This is a genomic window from Tenuifilum thalassicum, assembly GCF_013265555.1.
GTDB lineage: Bacteria > Bacteroidota > Bacteroidia > Bacteroidales > Tenuifilaceae > Tenuifilum > Tenuifilum thalassicum.
Genome location: NZ_CP041345.1, coordinates 2538117 through 2559799, shown reverse-complemented (window position 1 = coordinate 2559799; position 21683 = coordinate 2538117). Strand labels below are relative to the sequence as shown.

Genomic DNA, 21683 nt, shown 5'->3' with positions numbered 1-21683 from the left:
CCTTAAAGTTTGCTTAGTACCAAGTATAAACTTACACTAATAACCAAAATGGTTGCAGTGGCAATGAATCCCACAGAGGGGACAAGCAATAGGGTAACAATTACAACGCCAGTAGCCGAACCTAAAAGGTCGGCAGCATATGTTTTTGCTGGTTGAAGTTCGGACACGTCATTGCCTGTGATGTTAACATAAAGGTAGCCAACGGCAAATGATGCCATAAGTGTTCCTAAACAGAGTATTGCTATTGTCAACCAAATGGGGATTCCTAGCATAAATTGCCATAGTGAAATGAGAAGGATGAATGAAACTATAAGAAGGAGCTTTGAATGGAGGGGGTTAACTTTCTTTGATCTATCATGCAATAAGGAACCACCTGCCAAACCTCCCATGAATATTGCTATCATGGCGCCTAGTGCTCCATAAAGGATACCAGCACCAACTTGTAGAGTGAGCAGATAAAGTGTTTGAATGGCTGATCCTGCAAAACCTATTACATACATTGAGCGAGTGCTCTTTTTTAGAAAAGCGATTGGGATGATTAGCACTCCCAACCCGATTGAAAACAGAAGCCATAACCTATTGCCAAACATCGATAGGTAGCCAATTGTGCTCTGCAGTATTGGCCAGGGATGGTTGTCGGTATTCAACTTTTGGGGGGTGACTGTTTGTTCATGAAAGAACTGGTTTCGCTTAGCTATATGCTCGTCGTTAATGTAATCGGGACGAACATATAGATTTGAGTCGCCTATGTGGCGCTCGGTAAGAAGCTGAGCTATGTCGATTCTTAAGGCGCTGTCGGAAGCAAGAAGGTAGTCTCGCTCACCAGTTATAACTTCAACGTGTTTAAAAACCTTTTTAAGCGTAACTACAATCGAAGTATAGGCTCTAAGCTTTGGTGCCGATGGATAGTTACCAATACCGTTAAGGTTAAAGCCTATAACGCCTGAAGGTTTTAGGTATTTTTTAGCTAACTTGAGAAATTCAAGCGTGAAGTGCTGGTTCTGTGCAATCGATGTTGGCTCTGCGGAGGCAATTATGGCTATGTCGTAGCTGCTTTTTGATTTTCGCAGATAATTTCGAGCATTTCCTTTTATTATATTGACATTCTGTAAAGAAGGTTGTCTGCAAAACCTTTGGCTAAGTTTTAATATGTGCGGGTTGGGCTCAATGTAATCAATTTCAGCATGACTGTACTTTTCAAGTTCAGAAATTAGTCCAGTGTATCCGCCAGAGATCAGTAGCACTTTTTGGGGATTTGGTCGTTGTGCCATGATGTAGTGGATGGTTTCCTCGCAGTAGATGGTGTTTTGCGTGCTAAAAAGCAACAAACCATTTTCAAAAAAGTTAATTTGATCCTCGGAGCCAGTAACCGTAAGGCTGCCGTATGGTGAGTCGCTTACCGATAGTATGTTTTGTCCTGGCAGGAGGATTGATTCAGCATAAATATCAGCATTAAATATTTTTATACTAACACCTATGGCTAAAATTACGACAGGAATTATTATTCTTCCTGCTTTGTTATAGGGGTAAGCTAGAATGATACCTGCGATGACTCCAATTGAAATTGCTGCCAGGTATGTGTTTAAAAACCAAATGATAACAAGCGAAAGTAAGAGTCCGCCAAGTAGGCTTCCCAATGCTTCGAATGCATAAATGGTTGGGTATTTTGATTTAACCTGATTGGAAAGTAACGCATATGTTAAGCCCGATGGGATAGCTGTTGTGGCCATCATTAGCGTTACCATAAGAATTATGTAGTGAGGTGGGATTAGCACTCCCGATGGGAAAAAGGTTTGTTTGATTTCACCTGATAGAAAGATGAATAAGACTGCTGAAAAATACATGAACCATAAGGCGTTTACAGCTAACTTGTTGGTTTCATTTGTGTTGCTGGTTGATCGGCTACCAAGGTATGCACCTACGCCCGATAAAATCATCCAGATGCCAATTGTCCAGGTAATTAGAAATTCGTTTCCTTGAAAAACCTTAGTGAACTGTCGGATTAAAAGAACCTGCAAGGAAACGGAGAGCACTCCAAGGGTAAAGGCAGCAATTATGGGTTGATTTTTGTTATGTCTTTCGTTCCTGAAAGTTTTAAATCGTTTAATCGACAAATACTTGCTGAAGTAGTTGCTGTGCCAAAGCGTATGGATAAGAGCAATAACACTCATAGCAATACCAAGTTGAACATGCCATGCCAGTAATGTTTTAATAAAATCCCATTCTAACTTGTAGTTGATGTTTACTGTTAGCAGGATGCCAAGTACTGAGCATCCTAAGAATACAAAAAGTAGAATGAAATTCCAGAATTTTCGATGGGTAGTAGTTGAAGTAATCCCTGCCTGAACAAGGATGCGGCCAAGCAGGTAGAAAAGTGTTATGGCTACGGAAATGGGTATTAAAAAGTATGGTGAATTCATGAGCTATTTGCTACCTTAATCCCATTTGCTTCTCGTCGAAAACGATGGCTTCGTAGGTGTATATTTCGGCATCGCGCCAGCCGTCCCATCCGATCCCTGCTTTATCGCGGGCACAGTGTCCCAAAAACTCTTGGAGTGACCAATTGGTTTCTTTTGCCACTTGTGGCAAGAATGTTCCCGAGTGTATCCCCTTCTTGATGTAAATTCCATGTCGTCCCAGCTCTATCTCTTCAACATGGTTAATCCGTTTCATAGGTGTAAGTACCGAAATTTCGATATCGATATCTTTTAACTCCTCAGCAGTAACGGATTCGAACCTATAATCTTCTGTAGCAGCTGAGATGGCCATAGCCATTACTACCCTGTAAAGCGGCGTAGAAGTAGAAAAGTTTCCAATGCATCCCCTTAATCTACCATGGTTGTGTAGAGTTACGAATGCACCCGCATTAGTTTTTAACGCATCGGATAGTTTAGCCTCATCGGGTGTGTAAAGAGGCCTACCATTTAAGTGGTTGGTGATGGTTTTGCGGGCCAGGATTAGTAGTTCGTGCTTGTCGCTATCGGTAAGGTTGAACTCATTGCCTTGTGTGACTTGTTGTACGGCTGCAATTGCCCAGTAGCCCACCACGCGATCCTTTCCACCATAAGGCGAATCGCCAGAGTTGCGGTACATAATGGTTTTGTAGCTGATTTGGGGTTTGTTTTCTGTAATTTTCAGTAGGGTAAGTCCCGATGTCCAACCGCACATGGCCGTTGCCAGGTCGTCGATTCCTGCATTTTCATTACGGATTTTCGCTTTCATGAATTCAACAGGGGAATTCGTAGCAATGGCGTGAGCCATGTCGTCGTCGGTTTTCTTAGCATCGTCGTAGCTGGGGTAGTGAGAGAAATCGGAGCTAATAATAAACAGGTTGTCAGGTGTAAAGTAGGGTTCAAGAGCCTCAGCTAATAGGGTAGGGGTTGTTTGCGATTCGCCTCCTATAACAATTGGTATTATTGAGAACTCTTTTTTTAGCCAGTACTGTAGAAATGGTAGCTGAACCTCAAGGCTATGCTCTTTTAGGTGAGGTTCCGGATTATCGGTTAGTATGCTGTTTTCTTTAACCAGCTTTTCTGCCAATGGGTCAATGGGGATTCTCCCAAGGGGAGTGATAAATGCTCCTTTGGTATATACTGCCGCACCGTTAAAAAACATGGTATGACTTGACCCAATCAGAAAGATGTGCTTGTATTTCTTGTTTCTATCGAGTTGACGATAGCCCGATGCGGCAACTAAACCGGAAAAGACATATCCGGCATGGGGGACAATCAATGCCAAAGGCTGCTCAGCTAGTGTCTGTTTAGCACTATCAAAATAGCTCTTTAGCTCCTTTTCAAGCAACGCTTTTGAATCGGGATAAAACTGACCAGCAACAGCCGGCTGCCTGTCGAGTTGGTTTGGTTTATTCATATCCTGTCCATTACACGAAATCTCGGTTAGTGTTAAAATTATCAATGTAAAAGAAAATAGTCTTCTACATCGACTTGGCAGCTTTTCCATATTGTTAATAGTTTGCCATTTCCCCAAATTTACCTAATGCGAAGTGAAAAGTCAAGAGCATTACCTTACATACAATTTAACTCCGTTAGTGGCGGTCTCTGATGCTCACTAATTGCTAATGATCAGGAAGGTCCAATTTATTTTGTGAATGATAGAGTGATAAACAAAGTTGTGAAAGAGAAAATATCACAACCATAACCAGGCATTGGTTTAATAAAATGAAAATCTGCGTTAATCAGCCACTTTTGTTTTGTAGCACTCCTAGTGACTTTCTGTGGATAATGAAACGTATTTGTAAAGTATTGATTGGTCTATAAGAGGATCGCCATACTGTGCAATTTTGCCATTGGAGTCGATAAAGAAAATTCTGTGATTTTCATTAGGTGAAAGAATTCGATTGCTTTTTTCAAACACATATGCTGTATCTAAAAGCAGTGTCCCTTTTGCATTTATGGCAGGATACATTTCTCTGAGAAAATATGGTACGGCTCTATTCTCTATGTTGATTACAAATACTCTTTCAATGTTAGGGGGTAGGTTAACTCTAAAAATACTATCAAGCAGATTTAGTCTAAAGTAAATGCACTTTAAGCAAGTGGCGTCAATAATGCTAACTATGCATTCAGAGTTGTTAAGAATGTCGATAATTGAGTCGGCTTGGGTTATAGAGCCATTTTTGATGTTTTTGAGCGCTTTAGGGAATGAAATTGATTTGCCAATAATGGTGTCAGCCTCTTCTGTTTGGTAGTTTTGATATTTGTTCTTGTTCTGGTTTGACCTTGTGCATGATAAAAAAATAGAAATGATTAGTAGAGAAAAGTAGGCAAAGATTTTAATTGGGGTTTTTGTCATAACTGTTTGGCTTTGGTTTTGAGGTTATTGGTTTTACTTGAAAGTTCTTTGGGGTCTAAATTAAAGTACTGTAAAAGACTATTGGTAGCCTCGGCAGAACCTAGGATGATACGGTTGTTTTGTTCATCGGCAGTGAATGACAAGAATTTTATACCCACGTCGATAGTAGCAATGTAATTCCCATTTGAGTCAAATACAAGAATTTTATTAGGAGTATTGCCTACTTCTCTCTTGTTTTCATCAAGAATAGTTCCTTTGTCACCTACATAAGCCGCTAAAATATAACCATGGTATGATTTTACTCCACCAAAAAAGAAGATTAGGTCGTCAAAATTATCATTATCATTCCATTTAGGCCCATGGATGTTGCATTTTAAGGTTCCATCGAGATTACAAATTGTTAACAAATCAACCCAGTAATGGGCTTTTAAGTAGATGTTTAGTTCAGGAAAAATGGCAAATGTTGAGGTAGATAGATACTCTCCCTGTGCATCGGGATTTTCGTATCCAAATTCTGTAATGGTGTTACTTTTTAGGTCCCACTTTGTAGTTTTTATCTCAAAAGAGTTGACCGTTAATGGATACATAGCAATACCTAACATGACACTATCGTTTAGGTTGCCATATTCCTGTAGCAATTTTTTGGGGTCTCTTGTGAGCTTGTTGCTAGGTAGATAATCGGGGTTTTTTAGCAAGCTGTCGAAAGGTATTGTCCAAACCACATTTTTACCATGGTCATTTACATATATCAACCGTTTACTCCTGTTAACTGTAAAATACCCCATGTACGCTATTTCACCAGGGCCTTTGCCTAACTTAAGTACGCTTGAATTTAAAGTGAAGGCGTTCCTATTGAGTAGATATAGTGCCTTATCGTAATAATTACTTATATCCTGTAGTACTATAAACGAATCTAAAACCTCAATATTCCCTATTGTTATAGGTTTTTCAAATGCAACTTCTGTAAGCCTATTTTTTACTGATATTACATTTTCATCTGGATTAAAAATTTTTTCTGTGTTGTTTTTGTTACAGCTTAATAATAAGAAAATTAGGCTCGCAAAATATAATAATCTATTTTTCATTGTTTAGGTTTTATAAAAGGAGAAACAATTCTTGTCGAAATGATAGTTATAACTAATGTTCAAATTATCTTCTGTCTGATGGTCGTGTTGATGTTTTACCTGCAGGCTTTGTGTTTGGAATTTCTCTATAACAGAAGCAGTACTTGCCATTTTTCATGCAAACCGATGGACAAAAAGGGTCAATAGGCATGTTTGCATTTACTTGTTTTGGCCTTGAAGCACTTGATAATACTATTGCTAGTAGAGCAACAGTTGTAAAAAAGAGACTTTTCCTTTTCATAGCATTTAGTTTTAAGTGTAATAAACTAGTTAAACAATATGATCCTCAGTATAAGTGTGAATGATAAAAAAGTTGCTTGTGATTAATATTAATGCTAACAAATTTAACATTATTTATGCAAGAAAGTCAAGTTTTAAATGCTTTTTTTATTGACATTTTGAATGATTTTGATGTTGAGAGTTTGTGAAAATATCAATGTCATGTTCTCCCCAAAAAAGAAAATAGCAGGAAAAATAAGCTATAAACTTATGTGAATTGTTTAGGCAGCAATCTCGACTGAAAAAAATGAACAAATAAAATGCGTTGAGTATTAGCTGCGTAGAAAAAAAGCGAGAAAAAATTATTATAATGCCTTGTAAGAATAAAAAAATGCATATATATTTGCACCGCAATTGAGCGATGGTGCCATAGCTCAGTTGGTAGAGCAAAGGACTGAAAATCCTTGTGTCCGTGGTTCGATTCCACGTGGCACCACAGCCCCCCAAAAAAAAGGGGGCTTTTTTATTGAACAGAATCAGGCGATTCGGGCTTGAAAAACAGCTCCTTATCCATGATTAAATCCCAAGCGTCAACATTAAGAACGGTAATCACTCTATATTCGCCATCGATAAAGAATAGTTTTTCGTGGGTTGTAATTTGCCCGTCGATTCCCTTTGTGGTAAACCTATGGGTGATTGTATAGCCAAGAAAATCTTCCTTATTGGTTTTAAGCATGTTTTTTAGGCTATCTAACTTTTTAATGTCGGGTTGTTCTGCGTTGTTTTCCTTTTCTATTGCAGTTGCAATACTGTGAGTTCTGCTATTGAATCTATAACGAGGTGTAAGCTCGCCAAATTCTAATGGCGTGTAGTATGGGTATTCATCGGCTCTATTCTCAATCCATTTTTTTATTGATTCTTGTGCCTTTTTATCTTCTTTTGCAAGCTTATCTTTTGTTTCCTGATTGCACGATAAAATTGAGAAAACAACAATAGTTAGAATGAAAATGCTTAGTGCTTTTTTCATAGCTGATAAAAATTAAAAGTTGATAAAATCCTTTAAGTAAAGTTACTACTTATTTTAACCAAAATAAATTTTTTAACAAAAAAGAATGTTTTGTGTTAAATGAGGATTTGCTGAAATGCTTTTAAATAGTGAGGTTTTGGTGAAAATGAATGTTTATTCCTAGGAGTTGAAAAGAAATCTGGCTTCTTAATAGAAAAATGGGGAGCAATTTGCTCCCCAAGATTATTTACTATTTTTTGCTATCGCTAAAGTACTTGTAGAATCGAGGAATGGTTTCAATGCCTCTAAAAAACTGTTCTAATGGGTAGTTTTCGTTAGGAGAATGGATGGCATCTGATTCGAGACCAAATCCCAACAGAATAGATTTGATGCCAAGCACTTGCTCAAAAGTGCTAATGATAGGAATGCTGCCGCCACTACGGAATGGTACGGGTTTGATTCCAAATACATCTTCAACTGCTTTGCTAGCTGCCTGATAAGCAGGTGTGTTTGTTGGTGCAACATATCCTTGCCCGCCATGGTGAATGGTTACGTTAACTTTAACAGATTTTGGTGCAATGGATTCAAAATGTTTTTTAAAGAGCTGGGCAATCTTCTCGTGATCTTGATTAGGAACAAGACGCATAGATATTTTGGCGTAAGCCTTTGATGGTAATACGGTTTTTGCACCTTCGCCAATGTAACCTCCCCATATTCCGTTCACATCAAGGGTTGGACGAATACCTGTTCGTTCCATTGTTGTGTAGCCAGCCTCGCCATGCACATCATCAATGTCAAGTGATTTCTTATATTCTTCTAAGTCAAATGGTGCACGAGCCATTTCGGCACGCTCTTCGGGGGCTACCTCCAGAACATCATCGTAAAAGCCAGGGATGGTAACACGATTGTTTTCGTCGTGAAGCGAAGCAATCATTTTAGCAAGTATGTTTGCTGGGTTTGCTACCGCGCCGCCAAATAGTCCGGAGTGTAGGTCTTTATTAGGTCCTGTAACCTCAACCTCAACATAGGCTAAACCTCTAAGGCCAGTAGTGATTGATGGAACATCCTTACCAATCATCGATGTGTCAGAAACAAGAATGATATCGGCCTTAAGCATCTCCTTGTTTTCCTGGCACCATTTGCCAAGGTTGGGTGACCCAATTTCTTCTTCGCCCTCAATCATGAATTTAACATTGCAGGGTAGGCTGTTGGTCTTAACCATAAGCTCAAAAGCTTTGGCATGCATAAAGCCTTGCCCTTTATCGTCGTCTGCTCCACGGCAATAGATTTTGCCATCGCGGATTTCTGGCTCAAAAGGATTAGATTTCCAAAGCTCAATTGGGTCTACTGGCATTACATCGTAATGGGCATACACAAGAACTGTTGGTAGTTTAGGATCGGTGATCTTTTCCCCGTAAACAACTGGGTTCCCAGGTGTGGGCATAACTTCGGCCTTGTCGGCACCTGCTTTTAGTAGGGTGTCGCGCCAATACTCAGCTGCTTTTACCATGTCGGGTTTGTGTTCAGAAATTGAGCTGATTGAAGGAATTCGAAGCAGCCCAAAAAGCTCGTCGAGAAAGCGTTCCTTATTCTCCTCGATGTAGGCTTTGATATTATCCATAGCGTTTGATTTTAGAGTTATTTTTCGTTTGATTGTAAAGATAGCAATTTTTCAGCCTCTTCTAGCTGATGGTAGAACTCTTCGCCATAGGCACGAATGAGAGCATCCTTGAGAAACTTATAGACTGGGATTCCTAGTTTGTTTCCTAGATCTCTGGCAGGTTTGCAGATGTCCCACTGGTTGTAGTTGATAGCAGTAAAGGTGGAGTACTCTTTTGCTCTAATTGGATAAAGGTGGCACGAAATTGGCTTTCGGAAATCAATTTTACCATCGTTCCAAGCCTTTTCAATGGCACAGGTGGCAATGCCGTTTTCAAAAATGGTGAACACACATTCTTTACCATCAATTAAGGGGGTTACTAGGTCACCATCGGTGTCGGTTATTGCAACTCCCTGTTCGTTTACGGCAGAAATGCCTTCAGAGGTCATGTAGGGTTTAACCTGTTCAAGTATTTTCTCAAGGGTAATGGCTTCGTCTGGTGTTAATGGCGCTCCAGAATCGCCATAAACGCAGCACATGCCCATACAACTAGGCAGGTCGCAGCAAAATTTCTTTTCAAAAATTTCGCTGCTAACCACCTTGTTGTCAATTTCTATCATCATAAATTATTGGTGCTTATTATTTGCAAAGAACTTTGCCAGTCATTTCTTGAGGGATGGGTAGTCCCATCATATCTAGTATTGTAGGTGCCACATCGGCAAGGATTCCCTTTTCAACCTGCTTATACCTATCCGAAACAAGAATGATGGGTACTGGGTTTAGCGAGTGGGCTGTGTTTGGAGAGCCATCGGGGTTGAGGGCATAGTCGGCATTACCATGGTCGGCAATGATAACTACTTCGTAACCATTTGCTGTTGCTGCATCAACCACCTCGCCAACGCAAGTATCAACAGTTTGTACTGCTTTCTGGATGGCGCTGTACACTCCTGTGTGTCCAACCATATCGCCATTGGCAAAGTTTAAGCAGATGAAGTCGTGAGTTTTTTTGTGAAGTTCAGCAACAATTGCATCTTTTACTAAAGGCGCGCTCATCTCGGGCTGAAGGTCGTAGGTTGCAACTTTTGGAGATGGGATTAGGATCCTGCTTTCACCAGGAAACTCTTGTTCCCTACCACCAGAAAAGAAGAAGGTTACGTGAGCGTACTTTTCTGTTTCAGCAATTCGGAGTTGCTTCAGTCCATTATTGCTAACTACCTCGCCTAACGTGTTAACTAGGTTGTCTTTTTCGTATATTACATTAACGTTCTTAAAGGTATCGTCGTAGCGGGTCATGGTTACGTAATGTAACGGAAGTGTTTGCATGCCAAATTCTGGCATATCTTTTTGGCTGAGCGCAATAGTGATTTCGCGTAAGCGGTCGGTTCTAAAGTTAAAGCAGATTACCACATCGCCTTCGCGAATAACACCAACAGGCTTTCCGTCGGCATCAACTCTAACGATAGGTTTGATAAACTCATCGGTTACGCCTTCGGCATACGATTCCTCAATGGCTTTAACCATGTTGGTAGTGGGTTTGCCTTTGCCGTGAACCATTAGGTCGTATCCTTCCTTAATCCTCTCCCAACGTTTGTCGCGGTCCATGGTGTAGTAACGTCCAACCAAAGAGGCTATTATTCCATTGCTGGACTTAAGGTGCTCTTCAAGGTTTTTAATAAAACCGAGTCCACTTTGTGGGTCGGTATCACGGCCATCGGTTAGCGCGTGGATGTATACTTTGTCTAAACCGTAATCTTTAGTGATGTCACATAGCTTGTAAAGATGCTTGTCGAGGGAGTGCACTCCACCATCGGAAACTAAACCGATAAAATGCACGGCTTTGTTGTTTTGCTTGGCGTAGTTCAAAGCATTAACCAAAACAGGCATTTGGCCAAATCGGCCTTCCTTGATATCCTTGTTTATGCGGACTAAGTCCTGATAAACAATACGACCAGCACCAATATTTAGGTGCCCAACCTCTGAGTTCCCCATTTGTCCTTCGGGTAAGCCCACATTTTCACCACAGGTAAGAAGTTCCGAGTTGGGGTACTTGGCCGTTAGCGCATCGATATTTGGGGTTGGAGTACTGAAAATAACATCCGATTTATCCTGTTTCCCTTTTCCCCATCCGTCGAGAATCATCAATAAAACCTTACTCTTTGTCATACTTTGAATTACTTAAGATTAGTTATGATTTTTTTATCGTTAATATGCTACAATAACATTCTAAACTAGCTATTGTTTAGCCATATAAAGCACAAATTTACCCTTTTTAAATGATTGTTTCCTGTTAATTCACGTTAATTGACGGCTTGATTACCGAAATCGATTGTTTTGTGTTACAGGTAGATTTGAGTTTAAAGTAACGGGAAACTATTAAGTTTTTGATATTGCCGTTTAAAATTCATAAATTAATCCGATTTTTAAATAATAGGATTGATGAGAAGATTTGCTTTCATCGTATTTGCATTCTTAGGCTTAGAACTTCACTCGCAGATAAATACAGTTGGATTACCTGTTATCAAGCATTTTCAAAAGTCGGAATATGGTGGTGGAACCCAGAACTGGTCTATTGATCAGGATAAGAGAGGATTTATATACATTGCAAATAACAGGGGGGTGCTTCGGTTCGATGGTCAAAGGTGGAATCTCTTTCAATTGCCTAAGGAACAGCTGGTAAGGAGTGTTTTGTGCAGTGGCGATACCATTTATGTGGGAGCATTTGAGGAGATAGGGTATTTTACATACGACGCAAAACAGGATTTGGTTTACAATACGTTAACGCCCAATATTTCTGAGTTGGATAAGAATTTTGATGAGGCATGGCGCATTTACCGCATTGGTTCTTCAATTGTTTTCCAAACCTTTACTCACGTCATCGTTCTTAATAATGGAAAGGTAAACTCCTACAAGGCTCCTGAGGCCTTACAGTTCTCCTTTATAATTGATACTGCGTTTTATGTCCAATCTAAAGATGGTTCAATTTATCGATTCCGGGAAGGTGAATTTTATCCTTACGACGATAAGGGTGTCTTCAACGGAAAGCAGATATGGGCAAGTTTTAAGCTGACAAATGGGAATACCTTTTTTGCAACTATAAACCATGGTGTATGGGTATACGACGGTGAAAAGTTTATGCCTTGGAGAGGCAAGGCCAATGAGTTTTTAAAGCAGTATCAAATATTTTCCGCAGCACAAATTAAAGGTGGGTATATTGCCTTTGGAACCATTCAGAATGGTTTGGTTATAACCGATGAGCAGGGAAACCTTGTTAGGTTTATTAATAAATCATTGGGTTTGCAAAACAATACGGTTCTTAGCACTTTTGTTGATGCCGATAACAACTTATGGCTTGGCCTGGATAAGGGTATCGATTATGTTGAACTTAATTCTTCCTTAGGATTTATTGGCGAGGGTCTAGGGCTCGAAGGAGTGGTGTATGCTTCAATCATTTTTGCAAACAAAATATTTGTTGGAACAAATCAGGGGCTTTACTATGCCGATTGGCCCCTTAGGAGCAGTTTTGATGAGGGAAAGCCCTTCAGGTTATTACCTCAAACCAAAGGTCAGGTTTGGTCGCTATTTGAGAGCAGAGGGAAGCTATACTGTGGTCATAATTTTGGGACTTTTGTCATCGATAAAAATCTTAACGTATCGCAAATTTCATCAGTTGAAGGCTCCTGGTGTTTCCTACCTCTGCGAAATTATCCTAATAAGCTGATTGTAGGGAAGTATAACGGAATGCATCTCTACGAATTTAGCAATGGTGAGTGGAAGCATGATAGAATGATTGCGGGTTTTAACGAATCGTCAAGAATTATTGCCGAAGATGATAACGAGAGCATTTGGGTTGCACATGGGTATAAGGGAGTCTTTAAAATCATTCTAAATCAGCAGAAAGATAGCGCCAGGTTTGTTTCACTCTATGACGATACACGAGGATTCCCTGAAAGAATTGGAGTTAATGTTGAAAGGGTTGGAAACCAAATTCTTTTTCTAACGCTAAAAGGCATTTATCGGTATAATTCATTGACCGATAAAATGGAGCCGTACCATGAACTTAACTCAATAATAGGTGATGTAACTGGGATTCGGCGCATGGTGGAGGATAGCAAAGGAAATATTTGGGTTGTTAGGTTCGATGAGGTGCTTAAGCTAAAACGAAACGAGGATGGAACAAGGGTTGCCGAAGCAACACCCCTAAACAGGTTTGGGAGGTCGTTTGTTTCATCTTTTGAGAACATTTATGTTGATAATTCGGGATTAGTATTTGTTGGCACCGAGGATGGCTTGGCCTGTTACAATAGCCAGTTTAGTAGCACTCCAGATTCAAAACAGCGCAATTGCTTGATAAAGTCAGTCTCGACTCTTGGAAAAAAAAATCGGCTGGTCTTTAATGACTATAGCGTTGCCAGTACAAAGCGGATTGAAATTCCTTTCAGCGAAAACTCTATCAGGGTTGAGGTTGCAGCACCGGTTTATAGTGCTGGCACCATCTCTTTTAGATTTTTAGTAAAAGGTTATTCTAACGGATGGACCGATTGGACAGAGCAACCGGTAATAGATTTTAATCGTCTACCCTATGGCAATTACGAGCTTAAAGTTCAGGCTAAGGATGCCATGGGAAGGATTTACTACTCAGACCCATTATCAATCCAAGTGCTAATCCCTTGGTATTTAAGCTGGCATGCCTTCGTTTTATATCTGGTAATTCTTGTTTTAGGTTTGATTGTTGTCAGAGTTCTTGTTAGGCGAAGAGTCCGAATGGCCACTGAAAAAATTAAAGAGCAAAAAGATATAGAGCTTAAAATTCAGGAAGAGGCACATAAACGACAAGTGCTTGAAGCCGAAAGTGAAATCATGCGGTTAAAGGCTGAGAATCTCCAAAATCAGGTTGAGCATAAAAACAGGGAACTTGCATCAATAGCTCTTCACATTGCGCATAAGAATGAGTTTCTTAGCAAGTTAAAGCAGCGACTGGAAGTGATTTCAAAGGCGATTAATCCGGTGTCGCAGAAGGAGGTACTAGAGCTCATTCGAAATATCGACAGTGATTTGAAGATGGATAATGAGTGGGAACGTTTTGAGTATCATTTTGATGAGGTTCATGGCAATTTCCTTAAAAGGTTAAAGGAGATGTATCCCGACTTAACACCTAATGAGCTCCGCCTAAGCGCATATCTTAGATTGAATATGACAACAAAGGATATTGCCCAAATACTCAATATAAGCGTCCGAGGGGTTGAAATTAGCAGGTATAGGCTGAGGAAAAAACTTAAAATTGATAGCGATACTAATCTTGTGGATTTTATGCTTAACCTATAGCTTTATAAAATTTCCAACAAATAGGTTTCTATTAGAAGATGCTCTAATTGCATAGAATCCATTAGGAAGATCTGAAATTGAAATTTGCTTGGAAAGCTCACACTTTATATCTTTGATTATGCTTCCCGATATATCTATAATTTGAACTCTATAAACCTCATCTTGTTGCTCTTCTATCCCTAATTTAATGCTATGTTTTGAAGGGTTGGGATAGATACTCAATTGTTTATAGTGCCATCTGTCCTGATTAAATACCGATAGTAACTTATTGCTCACAAGCAAGTCCGAAATCCATAGGGAGTCGCTAGCAGGTTTTCCATATAATCCGTAGTCGATGTATAAACGTACGCCTGCAATTTGCTTATAGTTTGCTTGGCTACCATAGCTAGGAGTATTTGAGCCCCAGTTATTGTTGAAGTCAAAGGAGTAGGTGTGAAACTCACCATGGGGTGCAATTGCGTAGAATTTGAAAACTGGCGAGGCATCGGTCAATCGCCCTTCTGAGTCAAAAAGGTCGGCACGTAGAACTACGGAGCTGCTCTGGTTAAATGTTTTCATGTCAACATTAAAAACGGTATGATTACTCATATCAACTGGATTAGGGAAAGTATAAGTTATGTAGGGATAGTCGTTGGGTTGGGTGATTTGGTAGTCGATTCGCAGCAGGGTGTCCTCTTGGGTAAGGGTTATGGTGTTGGGTGCGGATTCTAATCCGACCCAACCCATTAATCCATTCTCCTTGATATTAAGAACGCTAAACTTCTCGCCAGTGGGAGTTATGGTTGTTTTAACCTCTTTGGAGTATGTTCCCCCAGCTTGTGGATGGGTAATTTGAACCGATACATTACCCGGAGTAGTCCCCCAGTTTACCACTATTGAGTTGGTTCCCTGGCCGCTAACGATGGTAGCATCGGCAGGAACTATCCAGTTAAATGAGGCGTCTGCAACATTTTGAACGCTGAATGTTAAATTGGTTTGATTTGGGTTGACTAAATCGGGCCCGGAAACCGCTAACTCGGAGACATTCAGGTATTGGTATACACGAACATAATCCACATACATTTTTTGTGGCCAGATGTTAGGATCTACACCCTGAACACCTCCCCAGTTTCCGCCGACTGCAATGTTCAGAATAAGATGGAAGGCTTTGTTGAATGGCCAGGTTGTGTAATCGGTATGTTCATTACTAAAAGAAAAGTATTTGGTGTTGTCAACATAGAAATCTATTTTTTCTTCAGACCATTCAACAGCATAAAGGTGGTAGGCCATTTCGGCATCGGGAACTGAAAATGTTGCGGTTTTTTGCGTGCCCAAAACATGGTTGTATGCTTCGGTGTGAATGCTACCGTGGACTACTCCGGGATCGTAGCCAACGTATTCCATTATATCAATCTCACCACTTTTGGGCCAATTCCCATAAGCCCAATCGGTAGGAAGCATCCAAATGGCAGGCCATGTACCAGTACCAGATGGTAGTTTTGCGTAAGCTTCAATTCGGCCATAGAGCCAATCGCCTTTTTGGCGGGTAACTAGTCTGGCAGAAGTGTACTCGTTACCTTCGTACTGTTCCTTGCGTGCTTCAATTATTAACTTGCCGTTTTCAACTCTAGCGTTTTCAGTTCGAGATTCGGTGTAGTATTGTAACTCGTTATTACCCCAACCACCACCTCCAACATCGTAACCCCATTTGTCGCTATTGGGGAGGCCACTGTAGTCAAACTCATCGTTCCAGACTAGAACTTTAACCTGCCCTGCGGCAAAGTGGCTAACTAGGAGTAATATTGTTGAGAAAAATATTATCTTCTTCATAATCAAAGATTTAGAAAAAGGCTTCCAGGAAGTGCCCAAAATAACCTAACCATAAATTTATACGATAAAAATATCTTTTTGGACAACTTTTCTGAAAGCCTTTAACCAACGATTAGTTTAACCTAAAACTCAACTCTTGCAAGTCGCGGCTGTTGCCACCTACAAACACCTTGAAATCGCCTGGCTCAGGTTTGAATTCCATGGTGCGTGTATAAAAAGCCAGGTCGCTTGCGGTAAGAGTAAACTCAACTCTAACTTTTTCGCCAGATTTTATGAACACTTTCTTGAATCCTTTTAACTCCTTAACTGGTCGTGTAACAGAACCAACTATATCGCGAATATATAGCTGAACAACTTCCTCGCCATCGTATTTACCAGTGTTGGTTACATCAACCCAAACCTTTAGCGTATCGCTCATTCCAATCTCTTTCGCGCTAATGCCAAAGTTGCTGTATTCAAAGGTTGTGTAGCTTAAACCATAACCAAATGGGTACAAGGGGGTGTTCGGGCTGTCGATGTATTTTGATGTGTATCGTTCAGCTTCATCCCTGGGTCTGCCAGTGTTTTTGTGGTAATAGAAGAGAGGAATTTGGCCTACGTTGCGAGGGAAGGTTATTGGAAGTTTACCCGATGGATTGTAGTCGCCAAATAGCACATCGGCAACTGCAGGTCCCCCCATGGTGCCAGGTAGCCAAGCTTCAAGTATGGCAGGAACGGAATTATCCATCCACTCAATTGTTAATGGACGACCATTCATAAGAACCACTACCATGGGTTTATTTAACTTGTTGATTTCAAGCACTAAGTCTTTTTGAACGCCTGGCAAGTCGAGGAATGCACGGCTAAGCGCTTCGCCCGACATCATGGCTGCTTCACCAACCACAACAATTACAGCATCAGCACTTTTTGCTTTTGCAATTGCTTCAGCAAAGCCTGCTTTTGACTCCCCAGCAATATCACAACCTTTTGCATAGAGAATCTTTGCTGAGGGAACCTTTTGCTTGACTCCTGTTAGTACTGAAATAGCATCTTTCCCCTCACCACGTGCCGACCATGTTCCAATTATTTCATCTTTATTATCAGCTAGTGGACCAATAACAGCAACAGACTTAATGTTTTTGCTCAACGGAAGAACATTGTTGTTTTTTAGAAGTACCATGGATTTACGTGCAACTTCACGGGCTATTTCTAGGTGGCGTGGATTAAGAATCATCTCCTTTTCCCGAGCAGTGTCGCAGTACCTGTATGGGTCGTCGAAAAGTCCCAACATGAATTTGACGCGTAAAATACGGCGTACAGCATCATCTATTTGTTTTTCAGTTATCTTGCCATCGGCAAGTAGCTTTTTAAGCTGGTTAATGTAGATGTGTCCTTCCATGTCCATGTCGATACCTGCATTCATGGCCAGGTTTGCGGCTTCATACTCGTCGGCAGCTATTCCATGGACAAGCATTTCACGAATCGAAGCCCAATCCGATACAATAAAACCTTTGAAATTCCAATCACTTTTAAGTATACCGTTCATGAGGTCTTTATTTCCCGAAGATGGTATACCGTTTATTTCGTTAAATGATGCCATGAATGAAAGAACCCCAGCGTCAACGGCTGCTTTGAAAGGTGGTAGGTAAACTTCGTATAAGGTCCTTTTGGAAATATCTACAGTGTTATAATCGCGCCCACCCATTGCTGCTCCATAAGCGGCAAAGTGTTTTGCACAGGCTAAAATAGTATTAGAGTCGGCCAGGTTTTCACCTTGAAAACCCTTAATTCGGGCAACTGCAACTTTTGAGCCATAAAAAGGATCTTCACCTGCTCCTTCCATAACTCTACCCCAGCGGGGGTCTCGAGCAATATCAACCATTGGCGCAAAAGTCCAATGTTGGCCTGCAGCCGAAGCCTCAATGGCAGCAATCCGTGCCGATTTTTCAATGGCGTCTAAATCCCAGCATGCTGATTCGCCAAGCGGAATGGGAAATATGGTTTTGTAGCCGTGAATTACGTCATAGCCGAAAAGAAGGGGTATGCCGAGTCGGCTTTCTTCTATTGCAATTTTTTGAACCTTATAGGTATACGATGCACCATTAACATTGAGCATGCTACCTACTTCGCCTCTCCTAATAGCATCTTGGTACTCGGTGGCAAACGTTATAGGTCCAGTTGTTTCTCCGTTACCAGTTAGCTGGTTTAGCTGACCAATCTTTTCATCAATGGTCATTAGTTTAAGCACGGAGTCTACCTTTTGTTCTATTACTGGATCAATACATAATTTACTGCTAGAATCTTTTGCAATTTTATCTTTATTCCCACACGACCAAAATGCCAATACTAGAATTACTGCAATAACTCTTAACTTCATCAGTTTCTGTTTTTTTTGATTAAAACAGGGGGCATTATAATGCCACCCTGTTAATTAAAATAGTTACTTGAGCCCTTCAACGTGTGGGCCAGCCAAATCATCGAGGTATACAGAGAAGGTTCCGCTGTTGTCGCCTGGGTTAACCATTATGCGAACAACATTATAGAAATCCTTATTAAAATTAGGGTCGGTTGTTACGTCATTGGTAAAAATATCGCCAGTCCAATCCCAACCTGCACTTACACCAGTGAAGTTAAACTCTGCGATTTCCCATTTGTTGTCTTCCTGAATGGTGTAAATCAAATCAGCTGTACCAGTTTGCCAAGCATTACCACCACGGTCGGTGTTTTCAAGTTTAAGTAAAACTTTATCACCAGCTTTACCGTAAACTAAAACTTTAAATACTGGCTGAAGCGTTAGGTCGAATCTGTAGCCATCGGGTAGTTTGGTATATGCATTCGCCCATTGAGCGTTATACTTTGTGAAAAGGGCGCAATGAGCGCTTCGGTTAGGATATAGGCTGTTGTCGGGGTTATTCACAATTTCAAGGGTTGCGCCACCATCGCTTTGGTCTACAGCCATAGGTACTAAAGTGGTTTCACCAAAATCGTTGTACATGACCATTGCATCGAGCAGGTATTCCTGATAGGAAGGGTGGTTGGCAGCAACTGTAACAGTCGTTGATTTTGTAAACTCTTGACCGTTTGCGTAAACAGTTGCTGTTACTGAATAAGAGCCTTTACGCATATATGTATGTAAAACTGTTTCGGCGGGGTCTGTTGTTTCGTAAGAGGTTCCATCGCCAAAGGTGTATTTGATGTTAGAAATTGTAAAACTAGCGGGAACATCTAAGTTGTCAATTGTAAATTGATACTCATTCGGATTGGCAGTTGTTGTAACGCCAAGATCGTATGAGATGGTTGGTTTAACATATCCCTTAGGGATTAGTTTATGGTAGCGAGCAGCTCCACCAACAGTGCGAAGATGTATGAAATTTTCGTTCCATTCAAGGATTTCATACTTACAGGGTTCCCATCGTCGTATGAAATGTTACCCGATTGGCTCGATATTACAATGTAAGATTTGCCATCCTCTTCAACGATCGACCATGTGAGGGGCCCACGGGCAGCATCGTTAGTTGTGAGATCAATATCGTATGCATCACTCCATAACTCTGAGATATAGTAGCCGCCTGCTATTCCGTCTTCATCAGCATTGCCATCGTGGTTAACATGAGTTGATCCATGAGTGTTTATGTTGTACTCAAAACCAACAAGTTTAAAGGTAAATTCATCGTCGTATAGGTGATGGCCCGATTTAGCAAGAGGGGCAGCAGCCCACCAAACTGGTGAGTATGAATCTGCAGGCCCAACACCTAGATGAGCATCACTCAAACTATCTATTACCCATGTTTTACCATTGGGAGCATCAGCACCACCTGTTAGTGCTGTGATCAATGGATTTGCAAAGAATTCCCAATCCGTTTCGGTTTGCTCATGTGTTTTTGAGATGGTTGTTGAACCACCTTTAGCGTATAATGTGAGTTTAATGGTATAGGTTCCTGGGCTTGGATAATATGCTACGGCGGAGTCCCCAACATACTTATTACCATTACCAAGATCCCAGTTGGGTACACCTGGAATGCTGGAAGCATTTACTAGTATATAGTGAAATGCATCGTCTCCAGGAATAATCTGAAAATCTAGTTGATCCTCTGTGGGAGCATTCCCAATTGATGGTTTATCTGGCTCCATTGGCTCACATCCATACCAGGCAAAGCCAATTAGAGCGAGAGCAGCTATTATTATATTTTTTCTTTTCATAGTTGTTGTTGTTTAGTAACCTGCATTTTGAGTTAACTTATTACCCGACAATGTTATTTCGGTTTGTGGAATAGGTAGAAGACCTAGAGTAGCTGAGTTGAATGTTTCGTCTAGAGGTGCAGCACCTGCAGCTGCATTGATTTTTTCTTCAGCGTATGTTAAGCCTCTACGAAGTAGATCCCAGTAACGTAATCCTTCCCCTGCAAATTCCACTCTACGCTCATGGTAGATCAAGTCAAGACCATCAGCATCGTTAGTTAGAGTAGGAGGCACATGGCTATCGCCGAACGCACGTTTTCGAACTCTGCTATAGTAGTCTTGTGCTTTGCCAAGGTCATTGTCAAGATTTAACTCAGCACCCATAAGAAGAACGTCGGCGAAACGAATTACAGGACGGTTGTATGGCCAGTTTAGCGCGTCGTTTGTTGCTGGCTTATCAGCTTTTCTAGGGTAGAATTTTTTAAATGCGTAACCTGTGTGCTGATAGCAGTCTTGTGGTTTGTATACTAATCCTTCGGCGGCTGCGTCAAGTATTGATACTGAGTAACGTGGGTCGCCAGTTTCAAATTCATCGGCTAATGATTTGCTGGCAGGCTGGAAACTCCACCCGATATCGTATATAGGATCTTCAACGCCTCGGAAACCGGTCATTACTACCGCCCAGTTACCTTCTGTACCATTCCTCCAATTCCAATCGCCCCAGTCGGCCTTTTGGGTATGCTGAATCTCGAATATCGACTCAACATTATTTTCATTACCCACACCCCATAAATCGGCATAGTTGGGAACTAGGGCATGACCACTATTATTAACAATATCGTCAATTATGGCTTCAATATCGGTTTCAGCTAGAGTCTTGTCGCCAGCTTTAAGATCCCTAGTAATTCCTAATACTCCTTTGCCATAGCCTTTGTGGAAAAGGTAAACTCGTGCAAGTAAAGCACCTGCCGCCCATTTTGAAGCTCTCCCTTTTTCCGCTGCAGGTATGTTTTCAGGAAGATTCTGATAGGCATAATACAAGTCGTCTGCTATTTGATCATAAACATCTGCTGGATCTGCAGCAACTTGTTGATTTTCAGTTGGACTTAGGGGTTTTAGTATTAGGGGAATATGTCCATAAAACTGAACTAGTTCGTAATAAAAATATCCCCTTAAAAACCTTGCTTCTGCAATAAATCTAGTTTTTAGGTCTTCGTTCTCAAATTGAATGTTTTCAACCTTATCTAAAAATAGATTTGCCCTGTAAATACCAGCATATCTATCTTTCCAGAGTCCAAGTGGTTCCTCGTCATTTGTAAAGTTTGAAAATTTACCCATACGAACAAGACCTGGTCTGTCGCCAGGGCCAGAACCACCTGCAAAAGCATCGTCGGAAAGTATATTGCAAACAAGATCCCATGGATGGTATCCACCACCAGTTTGCCATTGGAGTACGTCATAAATTGATACAATAGCTTCGAAGGCGTCTTGCTCTGTTTTATAAAAGTTGTCCTCCGACCTGTCGGTTAACGGCTCCAGCTCTAAGAAATCCTTTGTACAAGCAACAAATCCTATTGCTAGAAAAAGGATTATTGATATATTTTTAATTTTTCTCATAGTAGTAATGAACATT

Annotated in this window: 15 protein-coding genes and 1 tRNA gene; 2 read left to right on the top strand and 14 right to left on the bottom strand. The window is 40.7% G+C overall.

From position 1 onward, the window contains the following. Positions 1–2: 2 nt before the first annotated feature. From FHG85_RS10555 to FHG85_RS10535, 5 genes are all read right to left on the bottom strand, one after another. Entirely contained in the window at positions 3–2420 is a 2418-nt protein-coding gene (locus tag FHG85_RS10555) for a fused MFS/spermidine synthase (RefSeq protein ID WP_173075669.1), read from the bottom strand. A 10-nt stretch (positions 2421–2430) separates the two neighbouring features. Beyond that, a complete protein-coding gene (gene amrB / locus FHG85_RS10550; protein ID WP_220429202.1) occupies positions 2431–3960 on the bottom strand; it encodes an AmmeMemoRadiSam system protein B in 1530 nt (509 codons plus the stop codon). 261 nt (positions 3961–4221) lie between these two features. Then, the gene (locus tag FHG85_RS10545) at positions 4222–4812 is read right to left on the bottom strand and encodes a hypothetical protein (RefSeq protein WP_173075661.1); all 591 of its coding nucleotides are present in this window, start codon (positions 4810–4812) and stop codon (positions 4222–4224) included. Further along, positions 4809–5897: a hypothetical protein gene (locus tag FHG85_RS10540; RefSeq protein ID WP_173075659.1), complete on the bottom strand. Its 1089-nt coding sequence runs from the start codon at positions 5895–5897 to the stop codon at positions 4809–4811. The genes FHG85_RS10545 and FHG85_RS10540 overlap by 4 nt, the downstream gene beginning before the upstream one ends. A gap of 64 nt (positions 5898–5961) precedes the next feature. Beyond that, positions 5962–6177 (bottom strand): hypothetical protein, encoded by a 216-nt coding sequence (locus FHG85_RS10535; RefSeq protein WP_173075657.1) that lies wholly within the window; start codon positions 6175–6177, stop codon positions 5962–5964. Positions 6178–6578: 401 nt separating this feature from the next. Here FHG85_RS10535 and FHG85_RS10530 point away from each other — a divergent pair. Continuing rightward, positions 6579–6651, top strand: a tRNA-Phe gene (locus FHG85_RS10530). A gap of 27 nt (positions 6652–6678) precedes the next feature. Here the strand turns inward: FHG85_RS10530 and FHG85_RS10525 are convergent. From FHG85_RS10525 to gpmI, 4 genes are all read right to left on the bottom strand, one after another. Beyond that, positions 6679–7182, bottom strand: a complete 504-nt coding sequence (locus FHG85_RS10525; RefSeq protein ID WP_173075654.1) for a hypothetical protein — start codon at positions 7180–7182, stop codon at positions 6679–6681. 229 nt (positions 7183–7411) lie between these two features. Then, a complete protein-coding gene (locus FHG85_RS10520; protein WP_173075652.1) occupies positions 7412–8782 on the bottom strand; it encodes a dipeptidase in 1371 nt (456 codons plus the stop codon). A gap of 17 nt (positions 8783–8799) precedes the next feature. Continuing rightward, on the bottom strand, positions 8800–9381 hold the full coding sequence (locus FHG85_RS10515) for a DUF3109 family protein (RefSeq protein WP_173076852.1): 582 nt from the start codon (positions 9379–9381) through the stop codon (positions 8800–8802). A gap of 19 nt (positions 9382–9400) precedes the next feature. Next, positions 9401–10924, bottom strand: coding sequence for a 2,3-bisphosphoglycerate-independent phosphoglycerate mutase (gene gpmI / locus FHG85_RS10510; protein WP_173075650.1), 1524 nt, complete (start codon positions 10922–10924; stop codon positions 9401–9403). Between the two features lie 273 nt (positions 10925–11197). Between gpmI and FHG85_RS10505 the strand changes: the two genes are divergently transcribed. Then, positions 11198–14083, top strand: coding sequence for a triple tyrosine motif-containing protein (locus FHG85_RS10505; RefSeq protein WP_173075648.1), 2886 nt, complete (start codon positions 11198–11200; stop codon positions 14081–14083). On the opposite strand, the gene FHG85_RS13360 is transcribed toward FHG85_RS10505, so the two are convergent. The 5 genes from FHG85_RS13360 to FHG85_RS10480 all read right to left on the bottom strand — a co-directional run bounded on the left by FHG85_RS13360 (position 14078) and on the right by FHG85_RS10480 (position 21667). After that, a complete protein-coding gene (locus FHG85_RS13360; RefSeq protein ID WP_173075646.1) occupies positions 14078–15892 on the bottom strand; it encodes a family 16 glycosylhydrolase in 1815 nt (604 codons plus the stop codon). The genes FHG85_RS10505 and FHG85_RS13360 overlap by 6 nt on opposite strands. A 112-nt stretch (positions 15893–16004) precedes the next feature. Continuing rightward, the gene (locus tag FHG85_RS10495) at positions 16005–18248 is read right to left on the bottom strand and encodes a glycoside hydrolase family 3 N-terminal domain-containing protein (RefSeq protein WP_173075644.1); all 2244 of its coding nucleotides are present in this window, start codon (positions 18246–18248) and stop codon (positions 16005–16007) included. 63 nt (positions 18249–18311) lie between these two features. Further along, positions 18312–19166: a PKD domain-containing protein gene (locus FHG85_RS10490; protein WP_246249300.1), complete on the bottom strand. Its 855-nt coding sequence runs from the start codon at positions 19164–19166 to the stop codon at positions 18312–18314. A 26-nt stretch (positions 19167–19192) separates the two neighbouring features. Continuing rightward, positions 19193–20071: a PKD domain-containing protein gene (locus FHG85_RS10485; protein ID WP_173075640.1), complete on the bottom strand. Its 879-nt coding sequence runs from the start codon at positions 20069–20071 to the stop codon at positions 19193–19195. A gap of 12 nt (positions 20072–20083) precedes the next feature. Beyond that, the gene (locus FHG85_RS10480) at positions 20084–21667 is read right to left on the bottom strand and encodes a RagB/SusD family nutrient uptake outer membrane protein (protein ID WP_173075638.1); all 1584 of its coding nucleotides are present in this window, start codon (positions 21665–21667) and stop codon (positions 20084–20086) included. Positions 21668–21683 lie beyond the last annotated feature (16 nt).

Bases quoted from the DNA above. Each gene is read 5' to 3' on its own strand.
- FHG85_RS10555 (WP_173075669.1), bottom strand. From the start codon at position 2,420: ATGAATTCACCATACTTTTTAATACCCATTTCCGTAGCCATAACACTT.
- amrB (WP_220429202.1), bottom strand. From the start codon at position 3,960: ATGGAAAAGCTGCCAAGTCGATGTAGAAGACTATTTTCTTTTACATTG.
- FHG85_RS10545 (WP_173075661.1), bottom strand. From the start codon at position 4,812: ATGACAAAAACCCCAATTAAAATCTTTGCCTACTTTTCTCTACTAATC.
- FHG85_RS10540 (WP_173075659.1), bottom strand. From the start codon at position 5,897: ATGAAAAATAGATTATTATATTTTGCGAGCCTAATTTTCTTATTATTA.
- FHG85_RS10535 (WP_173075657.1), bottom strand. From the start codon at position 6,177: ATGAAAAGGAAAAGTCTCTTTTTTACAACTGTTGCTCTACTAGCAATA.
- FHG85_RS10525 (WP_173075654.1), bottom strand. From the start codon at position 7,182: ATGAAAAAAGCACTAAGCATTTTCATTCTAACTATTGTTGTTTTCTCA.
- FHG85_RS10520 (WP_173075652.1), bottom strand. From the start codon at position 8,782: ATGGATAATATCAAAGCCTACATCGAGGAGAATAAGGAACGCTTTCTC.
- FHG85_RS10515 (WP_173076852.1), bottom strand. From the start codon at position 9,381: ATGATAGAAATTGACAACAAGGTGGTTAGCAGCGAAATTTTTGAAAAG.
- gpmI (WP_173075650.1), bottom strand. From the start codon at position 10,924: ATGACAAAGAGTAAGGTTTTATTGATGATTCTCGACGGATGGGGAAAA.
- FHG85_RS10505 (WP_173075648.1), top strand. From the start codon at position 11,198: ATGAGAAGATTTGCTTTCATCGTATTTGCATTCTTAGGCTTAGAACTT.
- FHG85_RS13360 (WP_173075646.1), bottom strand. From the start codon at position 15,892: ATGAAGAAGATAATATTTTTCTCAACAATATTACTCCTAGTTAGCCAC.
- FHG85_RS10495 (WP_173075644.1), bottom strand. From the start codon at position 18,248: ATGAAGTTAAGAGTTATTGCAGTAATTCTAGTATTGGCATTTTGGTCG.
- FHG85_RS10485 (WP_173075640.1), bottom strand. From the start codon at position 20,071: ATGAAAAGAAAAAATATAATAATAGCTGCTCTCGCTCTAATTGGCTTT.
- FHG85_RS10480 (WP_173075638.1), bottom strand. From the start codon at position 21,667: ATGAGAAAAATTAAAAATATATCAATAATCCTTTTTCTAGCAATAGGA.